We start from the raw sequence: 9,761 nt of genomic DNA, 5'->3' as shown, positions 1-9,761 counted from the left end.
CCTCACAATATGAAAATCGATGCCAGGAATCCTGGGGAGTTGCTGGAGCTCCCCAAGGTTCTTGAGCCACTTGTATTCCACACCCTCTTCGCAGGTGGGCTGGTTGGAGGTGGAAAAGGCGGCAAAATGCAGGCCGAGTGAATCGCCGTAGTAGTAGGAGTCCACAAAAAGTAGGTCATCTTTGAGGGTGAGGCATGTTTCCTCGGTAACCTCGCGGAGGAGTGCACCGGCAATAGTCTCGCCCTGTTCCACTTTTCCACCAGGGAAACCCCATGTGCCACCAAACTTCTTGGCAGCATCGTGCCTTCTAATCACCAGGAAGGTGTCTTTGTAGTAGATGGTGCAGGTGACGACAGGTGTTGGGGGCGTATGCATAGTGCCAGCCTAGCAGTAAGGGCGGGGATTGTAATGATGCTTTAGGTCTCCTAATGTCGGCAACCCCTTGTGTGGCCCATACTTTCTGATATGCTCACTGCTAGTTTTCAATAGGAGGAATATGTGGCGGAGAGTTTAGGAGAGTTTCTTAGTAGGGAGCTTCCAAATAAGGAAGCGCAAGGTGTGATTGACGTTGATGGTAAGCCGGCCCGGACCTTGCAGGAGGACTTTCGGCTCCTCACAACCAGGGCGGTAACCAACAGGGAGTTGCACGACCTCATTGCGCAACATTACCAAGCTGGCGGGTTTGTGGAAAAGCAGCGTGATTCCGGTGCAATGGCTTTCAGCCGCGGTGACACCCAGGTGATCCTCACCCTGAGTAACAATAGCCATGTGGAAACAAAATCCATCATGGTCTCTGTGAATGTGATCTGAAGGGTAGTTCAGTACTGGTCAGTTTGTATCTTTTTGCCGCCAAGTTGCCTTGGCGGTTTTTTATTAACAGCACGCCGCTTGGCTATACCAGATTGACACTTTGGGTATTCAGTGCTATATTCCACACACAATTTGAACATTGATGCTGAGTACAACATTTAGAACCGAAATCGTTATCAGGGGGGAGCCTTGGATAGCAGAGATGAGGACGGGTAAGACCGCCTACCTCTCTATTATCAGCTTCTGCTATGGACCAAATCCGAGTTCCGACATGGAAGCTCATGCCGATGCAATTGAGCAGCTTATCGAAAAGCTGGTTCAGAATTACGAAAAAGTAGTGGTCTGGTGCCACGGAGGTCTGTACTCCAAGGGAATTGAGGGATTAATCGAGTCGATCGCCTTGACCAATAGGTTGAGTGAGCGATTCGACCAGCATCCTAAGCTGACCTTTGAAGACCCCAATATCCGGGATACGAACTTCGCGGGCATCATCAACAAGGTGGTGGCCAACCATGAGGAGGGACAGCGCCGCGGGAACGAGGTTATTGACCAATACTTCCTTGTGGACAAGGTGCGCATCTGGAAATCTGACCTTGCCTTTAAACGCGAGGTTCAAGAGGAGGGGCACGAAATTAAGCCGACTATTTGGGGTCCGCCCCGGGCAGAAAGCGAGAAGTGGTACCACTACCTGATCCAATACGCACAAGGCCTCGCCATCTTGGTGAGGATAAAGCCCAGGGTGGTCGGTACCTTCATCACTTGGTTCCGCTCCATATTCAAACCTACGTAGCGGGGTTCCTGGTTCGCAGTCAGTTCGCAGGCCCGACAGATTTCTGTCGGGCCTTTTTTAATTTGTATTTGTTGTCCTGGCCTTTGAGGAGGTGGGCAGGATGAGATAGGCTGTAGTCAGCTTTTCTTGAGTCGGGCAGCAACAATAGTCCGGTGGGTAAAGTCTTTGGAGGCACGCTCGTAGATCCCGCTGCATGTAATAAGGTTTAGTTGCCTCTCAATGGCAGGGTCCTGGGAGAAGAGAGAATTTGCTGCCTCTTCCGTAGGAATAGTGGTTACACTCACCACTTCAAATACTCGCGCAGTGCCATTTGCCAGAGTGATGGTTATTTCATCACCCTTACTCACTTGGGCTAATTTGCTAAAAATTCCCGCTCCCTTCCTCCCATTTACATGGCCATCAATAATACTTAGCCCCTTTTCTCCTGGGACTACTGACTGGGTGAACCATCCGGCCAAGTGGACGTTTGTGGGAACGGCGATATTTTTGTACTGGTCGATTCCCACCCGTTGGATATACCCATCTACGCCAATTGAAGGTACTACCAGGCGCTGGGATTCGGTAGGGAGGGGTGGGAACGGGTAGTCTGTGGCTACTACCACCTCTTCACTGGGTGTGTCCGTGGAGGTGACAACTTCTGGAGTAGGGGTTGGTCCCTTACGATTACCTTGCACAAACCATGCAAGAGCCACGACGCAACAAAGGGCAAGGAAAAAAATCAGGAGACCATTTTTTCTCAGGCGCAGCCTCGCCATGTTATGGCAGGCCAGTCTTTGGCGCTCCTACAACAAGTGCCGCCAAGCCAACCGGGTCAACAATAGTGCCATTGGCTACCCCGTCCTCATCAAGAGAGCTGCCATCGGTGATGTTGTAGACCAGCTTCACTGCACTCTGACCACCAATAGTAACTTGGGATACCGCAGCACCCGGGATAGCGGCGTAACTCTGATTGCTGGCATCATACTTGCGGCCTACAAAATCTGAACCAGTAAGGCCGTAGAAGAACAGGGTGATGGTGGCGGTAAAGCCAGAGGTTCCGCCAGACGCTGTGAAACTGACCAGTCCCGCTGGGTAGGAAAAGCCGCTGTCTGCTGCGGGCTTACTTGCTTCCGTGGCAGTGCTGACACTGGTAATAGTGTATGCGGCATCTACTTGTAAGCTGGTGTACCCTTCGGTCACTGGATTTACAAAGCTGGCGACGTTTTCTTGGTCATTATCGAGGGTGCCATCACTGTTTGCATCCCCAGAGTTTGGGGCGGCAACTTCAACGACATTTGAAATACCGTCGGCATCTTCATCCACGGTAAGGGTGGGGGTCGCTGTTGGCGATGGAGTTGGGGTAGGAGTAGGGGTTGGTGTGGGAGTGGCCGTAGGAGTAGGGGTAGCAACAGCTGCCGGAGAGTATGTTACTGCCACACTCGTAACCTCAGGAGTGGCAAGAGGATTTGATGAGGTAAGGGTAAGACGGTACTGGGCGTACTGGTTTTCTGGGGAAGCAATAACACTTTCAGTCACACCTTCCCAGGTAGACCAGTCTCCATCAGGACTGTTTGTGGGGCCAGTACGGGTGGCAACGGTAGCGCCAGTAAGAGAAGGGAGGGTGGCAGTAAGCTCTGCGGTATCCCAGCTCACTGTTTCCGCACCATTGAGCACGGCAGAAGTGAAGGTGGCGCTAGATGGGTAGCCGGTGTCTAAGGTGGCAGTGCCAACCTCGGGCGTAGCAAACTCGTCGGTGGTGGCTAGGCTGAACTTGTATTGAAGGGCGGTATCAGTAGGGCTGGTTTCAATAGGGCAGTTAGTTGTGCTTGGGCAAGGATCGGACCATTCGCTGTAGGTAATTGTTGGGATAATGGTAATGGAATCAATCTCAAAGGAGTCGCCCGCGTCCCATTCTGTGCCATTAAATTCAATGCCAATGCCAATGGTGGAGAAGGAGACGTATTCAACAGTGAAACTGTCTTCCTGCCATGTATTCATGGCCGGATGAACATTGGTACTGTTGTTGTCGGACCAGTCATCAGTATAGGTATATACATTAACGCTGGAGGGGGAGAGAGTACTGCTGTTGATTCTATACCGGACAAGAACACTGCTTCCTACATCAAAGAATCCGGCTGACTTGAGGGTATCGATGCCAAAGTAGATGCCGGTATTGGGGTTGCTGTTATCGCCCAGATTGCTGATAAAAAGAGATCCGTCGTGTACCGATGAAGTTTCGAAGGTGGTGGTGTTCCAGGTATTGGGGTCGGGTTGGTAGGCGAAATCATCCTCAGAGTCGAAGCTAATTACCGTAGGTGATCCCTCATTATTTCCGGAGCGGGTTCGAGTGGTAATGCTGGTGCCAGTTGGTGTGGTTTGAGTCCAGCTGAGGAGAGCTGGTTTTGGATCGGCGGTGATATCGACATAGGTGGTAATGTCTCGGCTCGTTGCAAAGGCGTCCTTAATGGAGCGGCTGGTTGGGTAGGGGAGCCCGGGTGAGCTTATGATTGTCTCCGTTGTTGCCAAAAAGAACAGGATAAATGAAAAAGAATTCGTAGGGGTGAGTGTGTGCAGGTACGTCTTAGTGGACAGTACATGGTTGGGATCAAACAAATAGTGTGTCCCGTCACTAACTTCTAGGTAGAGGGCGCCTGTGGAAATATCCTCTGCGGTGTCGGTAATGGTTTTACCCTGAATGAGGGGGTCATTATATGTAGAGCTGGTGGGGATTACGGCATCAAATGTGTCATCGGCCACAGTGAGCGTACCCTGTGTGTGGAGGAATGTCGGTGAGGAAAGGGCTAGAAGGAGGTCGGGAGAAGTGGTGGACACCTGAACTCGGCCAACAGCATCGACGGGCTCCCCCATATAGGACAGAGGTGGAGTGGAGCCAGAGTAGTATCGAAAGTGAAGCGTGTCATCGGCTGGGTTAGGTGTGCCCTGCGTGTCTACTGCGAAGAGTCCGTGCTCAGGAGTAGCGATGTATACAAGGTCGTTTGCCTCGTTGAATGAAAACCCGTTGATATAGTTAACGGTGACGCCGCCATAGATAGCATTACTGCCTAAGCGCGGGGTGTACACCGTATCGTCAGCTTGGTTTAGCGGGGTGCCGCCTCGGTCAATAATGTGAGTATTCCCAAAGTGTCTAATGTATACCTCGCCATTTGGCCCGAAGGTGAGAAAGGGCGATCTGGCATTATCTGAGGCATACGTTAAGTTTGGGTAAGAGCCGCCGCCACCATAGACAGCCACAATTGAATCGTCACCGGCGGCTAGTGTGCCAGCCAGGGATAGTCCAATGAAGCCATAGTTGTAGAACCCTAGGTAGAGAATGTTGTTCTCAACATCGGCGACTACATTACTCACGTTGTTATTAGGAAGTGCAGGGCTGCTACTGGTGGAGTAAAGGGTAACGAGCGTGTCATCATCAATGGTTGATGTTCCCTTTGAGTCGGTAAGTGCAACGCCGTAACCGTAACCGCCAATCACAATCAGGTTAAGAGCCGGGAAGCTGGCGACAGTGGCAAAACCACTAGCGGGGAGAATACCGGTATCTTGGTAGTCTTCCACGGTGACGTTACCAGGAAGGAGGGTGTCGTCAAAATCTGTCTCGGTTTCAGTGTGAGAGAGTGCAACACTGCCCGGGGTAGTAGCAAGGTCTATGCCGGTGCCAGCAGTGCCGGTGGCAAAATCGCCGGCGCTGGTGTGGGTAATAACTGTGTCATTCGCTAGAACGCGGGTAAGCCCACCTGTTACGAGTACTAAGCAGAGAATGGCTACGAGGGCGCGCAAAGCGAAAGAATACATTTTCATACTGTAAGTATACCCTACGTTATCCATTTTTTTGGTAGGGCGATGAGATGAATCGCAAGGATGCACTGCGCGCTTGCGGACGGGATACACGCTCGTCAAGTCAGTCTGCGACTGATTTTGACTTCGCTAACTTCGTTGGTCCGGCAAGCGTACCAACGAAGTCGAACCCTGGTTTCGAATCCATCAGAATTACAAAGAAAAGAAGACCCCGAAGGGTCTTCTTTTCTTTGGTAGCGCGGACGGGATTCGAACCCGTGGTCTTCAGGATGAGAACCTGATGTCCTAGGCCTCTAGACGACCGCGCCGAGTGAGGATGTATGTGACAAGCTAGCTTGTCACATACATCCGAACGAGAAGCGAGTGTCCGTAGGACACCGCGCCCTCTCAATTGAGATGAAGCGGGTCTGCTGGACACCGCGCCCTCCCGAAGGAGAGGGGTGTCCGTAGGACACCGCGCAGCTCGTCTTTTCACAGAGGCGACTAACCCCGAAGGGCATGTCACCCGCGAAGATCGTGGGTAAAGACGATTTCGCTAATGGTAGCGATTGCCCACGATTAATCGTGTGCCTGGCTAAGATACCAGGTTTGAAGTGCTTCGTCTACCCTTGAGGGGCCTACTCCTCGTCCCAATCTTTAGCGTCTTCTTCTACTGCGTCAAAACCAAGGCGGGCAGCGCCGTAGAGGCCGGCATCAGGGCCAAGCTTGGCGGGGATTACGGGGCAAGGCGTTGGGTTGCCGCCAAGGTAGAGGGGAAGGTCTTTTACGCCTCGTCCTCCCACTATAATCATGCGGCAGCCATATGCTTCGTGGATGGCGCGGATACATTGGTGAAACGCGTGTTGGAGGATCTGCCAGAATTCTGTCGCATCAGTATCATCTTTTTGTGTGCGCCCTGACATCTCAGCGAGCGATACTTCATAGCGGGCCTCAATGTTTTTCCCGCCAATGAGCGCCTCAATAGTTCCTCGCCCAGCTTTAGCGGGATAATAGTCATCCGGATCCGCCACAAGGTGGGAAATTTCTAATGAGAGATCGGTGGGATGGGGAAGGACTTTGTACCTTTGCATGACAGCTCCCCCTACGCCAGTGCCTAGGGTAATCATAACGGCGCTGGACGTGTCAGTGGCGGCGCCCAGCCAGGCCTCACCAATAAGTGCGCAGCGGCCATCGTTATCAATAGCACAAGGCTTGCTCACCGTTTCACTTAGTTCCAAGTGGGAGAGCTCTGGAATATTTGGGCAAACCAAAGTGTTCTTGTGGTTGGCGGAAACGGTCCCAGCAATCCCAATCCCTACTCCTGCCACATCGGCATGGGCATCAACCACCTTTTTGAACTGGGCCAAAAAGGTTTCCCGGTCTTGGGGGGTGGCAAACTCACCACGTTTCCCTAACGTGCCTTCCTCATCAACAATGGCCCACGCAGTCTTTGTGCCGCCAATATCAAATGCAAGTACAGTATTAGGCATGGTCGTCCCTGAGCTTTGCCCCAAAGCTTTCAATGTAAGTGGTTACTTCCTTAAAGCGGTCATCAAGCAGGGCCTGTGAGCGGGCTTCCATGTTGAGACGCAGGACGGGTTCATTACTGGACATGCGCAGGTTAAAGCGCCAGTCTGCGTACTCTACCGTCAAGCCATCCTCATGGTTTTGTTCAGCGTCAGAATACTTGGCCGCCGCACTCTCCATGATGGTCTTGGCATCAGGCGTAATGTAGTTCAGCTCTTCTGGGCAGATGGGATACTTTTCCATATAGGTGTCCAGGAGGTTGCCCACGGTGCGTCCGGCTTCAATTTCTTTGGCAAACATCCCCAAGACCACTAAGAAAGTTACCAAGCCGGTGTCACAGTAAAAATAGTCGCGGAAGTAGTAGTGTCCGCTGGTTTCGCCACCCACTATGGAGTGGTGGTCGCGCATGGCCTTCTTAATGTAGCCATGGCCAGTCCGGCTGTAGACGGTGGTGCCCCCACATTCTTTCGCCGCATCAATGTTTGCCCAGGTCATACGGCGCTCTACAATGGCGGAAGCATTTTCCTCCTTGGCAAAGAAATGGCGGATGAGAAGCGCCGTAATGTAGTACCCGTGGAAGAAGCGGCCTTGGTCATCGTAAAAGAAACAGCGGTCGGCATCGGCGTCCCAGGCTACACCAAAGTCGGCTTTCTCGGTACGGATGCGCTCTAAAATCTCAGCCCGGTTCTTAGGAAGGAGAGGGTCTGGGGTTCCTTTAGGAAAGGTGCCGTCTTGTTCCCAGTTCAGCCGAACAATCTCCAGGGGAAGGTTCTTGGTGATGGCATCAACGTACTGGCCATTGGCGCCAAAGTTTACATTGGCAACCATTTTAAGATTGGGAAGATTCTGAGGAAGGAACTGCTGCAGGAAGGCTATGTATTCATCCGTCAGGACCTTACTGCTCGCTGTGCCTTTTGTAGGTGCTTCAATCTTTTCCCCAGAATTTATGAAGTCATAAACTTTCCCCAGATCACCTTCCTTGGTAAGGGGGATGGCGCCTTTGCCGATGAACTTGAGCCCGTTCCACTCGCTTGGGTTATGTGAGGCGGTAACGCTTAGGCCTCCGTCACATTCCAGGGTAGCAGCGGCAAAATAGAGCATCTCGGTAGAAATGACGCCAATTTCAATGGCGTTGGCACCGGCATCCCTAATGCCCTTTATCAGTGCATCAATAAGGGACTTTCCTGTTACGCGTACGTCTCGTCCTACAACTACGTTTTTGGCCTGCATTACTTGGACAAAACCTTGCCCTGCGGCATACGCAACATCCTCATTCATTTGATCGGGGTAGATCCCGCGCATGTCATATGCACGGAAGATGGACTGATCAAATGTACTCATAGTAATTCAGGATTAGTGGTGGTCAAGGTGTCTTGTACCAGGCTCTTTAAGTCAGAGGCGGAGGCGTCGTGGTGCATAACCAAAAGGGTGTCGCCGGTATCAACCACAATCAGGTCTTTTACGCCCACAAGGGTAATGGGCCGGTCCTTGGCAAATACCAGGCAGTTCTCAGTCTTAATACTGTGTACTTCGCCTTGGGTGTACATGTGTGCACCAGATTTAGTCACCATCATGCGGTGAAGGGTAGACCAGGTTCCAATGTCACTCCAGCCCATATCGGCGGGCACTACTAAGATCTTGGAAATCTTTTGGACAAAGAGGTAGTCGATAGAGAGTTTTGGCATAACAGCATATGCGGAGGAAATATCCTCTTTCCTGCCTGATCCCACCGCCTTTTCCAGGTTATCAATAGTAGCGACATGTTCTGGCTGAACCTCTTTGAGTTGCGTAATGTAGGCCAAGGCACTCATTACGTTGTAACCTGCATTCCATAAGTACTCGCCAGAAGTAAAGTACTCTACTGCCGTTTGCTCGTCAGGCTTCTCCACGAAGCGCTTTACTTGGTGCAGTTCTACATTGTTGTAGGTGCCAGCCTTCTCGCCCATTTGAATGTAGCCCAGGCTTGGATCTGGCTTAGTAGGCTTTGTGCCAACGTTAACCAGTGCATCTGGGTTAGCCTCTGCAGCTTCAAAGGCAGCAATCAGAATGGTAGCAAAAGCTTCTTCATCCAATATGAGGTGATCAGACCATAGCGAAGCCACGAGAGCCTCTGGGTCACGTGCGGCAACCTGTAACATGCCAAGGGTAACGGCGGGGCCATTATCGCGTTGCGCAGGTTCAAAGAGGATATTTTCAGGAAGAAGTGCCGGCACCTGTTCAAGGATGATATCCGTGTACTCAGGCACCGCCATGATGTAAAGCCGCTCAATAGGAATAACCTGGGTAACCAGGTTGACCATGTGCTGAAAAGGTGTTTCTGAACCGAGAAGGTGTTGAAACTGCTTAGGGAGGTTCCGCCGGCTCATAGGCCAGAGACGGGTACCTGTTCCGCCCGCAATAATGAGGGCAGAGCGATGGTTGTTATTCGACATATGTCCCCACTCTACCGGCTTTTGCAAGGAGGGGAAAGACATCCTGCAGGTCCGCGCGGCCGGCAGGAATGGAGGCAATGAAGCTGGCATCAATAACCCGTACCCCGCTCTGGTGGAACGTTGTCCCGTCTTCGGTGGTCAGCAGGTGGGTGACTACGTTTCCGCTCTGGTGATGTGCCGTGTAGAGGGGGAGGAAGCTGGGTGGAAGCACTGTTTCCGGACCTACTTCAATGGAAAGAAAGGGAGTGAGGAGCTCATTGGCAGCCAGGGTGAGTGCGGCAGCGCTGCCAAAGTCGCCGGGGAGAATCTTGGTTTGGAGGCGGGAGGAGAGAGAACCTAGGGAGGCGGCCACTTCAGTGGCCCAGGCTGGATGGTTGGGATCGGAAATTATCATACATCGTATGATGTTTGTGGCATTCAGCTTCTCAGCTAAT

Annotated in this window: 9 protein-coding genes and 1 tRNA gene; 2 read left to right on the top strand and 8 right to left on the bottom strand. The window is 52.0% G+C overall.

Annotated features, from left to right (window positions below; all coding sequences use genetic code 11):
- The coding region (locus VLA04_03655) for an NUDIX domain-containing protein (protein HSI20770.1) at nucleotides 1–375 on the bottom strand (375 nt) is incomplete at its 3' end.
- A gap of 123 nt (nucleotides 376–498) precedes the next feature.
- On the opposite strand from VLA04_03655, the gene VLA04_03650 reads away from it, so the two are divergent.
- Together VLA04_03650 and VLA04_03645 are read left to right on the top strand one after the other, a co-directional pair.
- Entirely contained in the window at nucleotides 499–810 is a 312-nt protein-coding gene (locus VLA04_03650) for a hypothetical protein (protein ID HSI20769.1), read from the top strand.
- A 271-nt stretch (nucleotides 811–1,081) separates the two neighbouring features.
- Complete coding sequence (locus VLA04_03645; GenBank protein ID HSI20768.1) at nucleotides 1,082–1,600, top strand: hypothetical protein; 519 nt, start codon at nucleotides 1,082–1,084, stop codon at nucleotides 1,598–1,600.
- A 116-nt stretch (nucleotides 1,601–1,716) separates the two neighbouring features.
- On the opposite strand, the gene VLA04_03640 is transcribed toward VLA04_03645, so the two are convergent.
- From VLA04_03640 to VLA04_03610, 7 genes are all read right to left on the bottom strand, one after another.
- Nucleotides 1,717–2,292 (bottom strand): class F sortase, encoded by a 576-nt coding sequence (locus VLA04_03640; GenBank protein HSI20767.1) that lies wholly within the window; start codon nucleotides 2,290–2,292, stop codon nucleotides 1,717–1,719.
- A gap of 64 nt (nucleotides 2,293–2,356) precedes the next feature.
- Complete coding sequence (locus tag VLA04_03635) at nucleotides 2,357–5,392, bottom strand: choice-of-anchor U domain-containing protein (protein HSI20766.1); 3,036 nt, start codon at nucleotides 5,390–5,392, stop codon at nucleotides 2,357–2,359.
- Nucleotides 5,393–5,620: 228 nt separating this feature from the next.
- Nucleotides 5,621–5,697: transfer RNA gene (locus tag VLA04_03630), tRNA-Glu, on the bottom strand.
- 309 nt (nucleotides 5,698–6,006) lie between these two features.
- Nucleotides 6,007–6,858, bottom strand: a complete 852-nt coding sequence (locus VLA04_03625) for an ROK family protein (GenBank protein ID HSI20765.1) — start codon at nucleotides 6,856–6,858, stop codon at nucleotides 6,007–6,009.
- Nucleotides 6,851–8,236 carry a phosphomannomutase/phosphoglucomutase gene (locus tag VLA04_03620; protein ID HSI20764.1) on the bottom strand — a complete coding sequence of 462 codons (1,386 nt, stop codon included), beginning with the start codon at nucleotides 8,234–8,236 and terminating at the stop codon, nucleotides 6,851–6,853. Before VLA04_03620 ends, VLA04_03625 begins: the two co-directional genes overlap by 8 nt.
- Nucleotides 8,233–9,327, bottom strand: a complete 1,095-nt coding sequence (locus VLA04_03615) for a sugar phosphate nucleotidyltransferase (GenBank protein ID HSI20763.1) — start codon at nucleotides 9,325–9,327, stop codon at nucleotides 8,233–8,235. The genes VLA04_03620 and VLA04_03615 overlap by 4 nt, the downstream gene beginning before the upstream one ends.
- Nucleotides 9,317–9,761: hypothetical protein (locus VLA04_03610; GenBank protein ID HSI20762.1), on the bottom strand; the 445-nt coding region annotated here is incomplete at its 5' end. The genes VLA04_03615 and VLA04_03610, both read right to left, overlap by 11 nt.

It is taken from the genome of Verrucomicrobiia bacterium (assembly GCA_035460805.1).
Classification (GTDB): Bacteria; Patescibacteriota; UBA1384; order CAILIB01; family CAILIB01; genus DATHWI01.
Note: the sequence above shows the minus strand (reverse complement) of the source record. Positions and strands in the feature narration are given on the sequence as shown.

Coding starts and splice junctions, on each gene's coding strand:
- VLA04_03645 (HSI20768.1), top strand. CDS start 1,082: ATGGAAGCTCATGCCGATGCAATTGAGCAGCTTATCGAAAAGCTGGTT.
- VLA04_03635 (HSI20766.1), bottom strand. CDS start 5,392: ATGAAAATGTATTCTTTCGCTTTGCGCGCCCTCGTAGCCATTCTCTGC.
- VLA04_03625 (HSI20765.1), bottom strand. CDS start 6,858: ATGCCTAATACTGTACTTGCATTTGATATTGGCGGCACAAAGACTGCG.
- VLA04_03620 (HSI20764.1), bottom strand. CDS start 8,236: ATGAGTACATTTGATCAGTCCATCTTCCGTGCATATGACATGCGCGGG.
- VLA04_03615 (HSI20763.1), bottom strand. CDS start 9,327: ATGTCGAATAACAACCATCGCTCTGCCCTCATTATTGCGGGCGGAACA.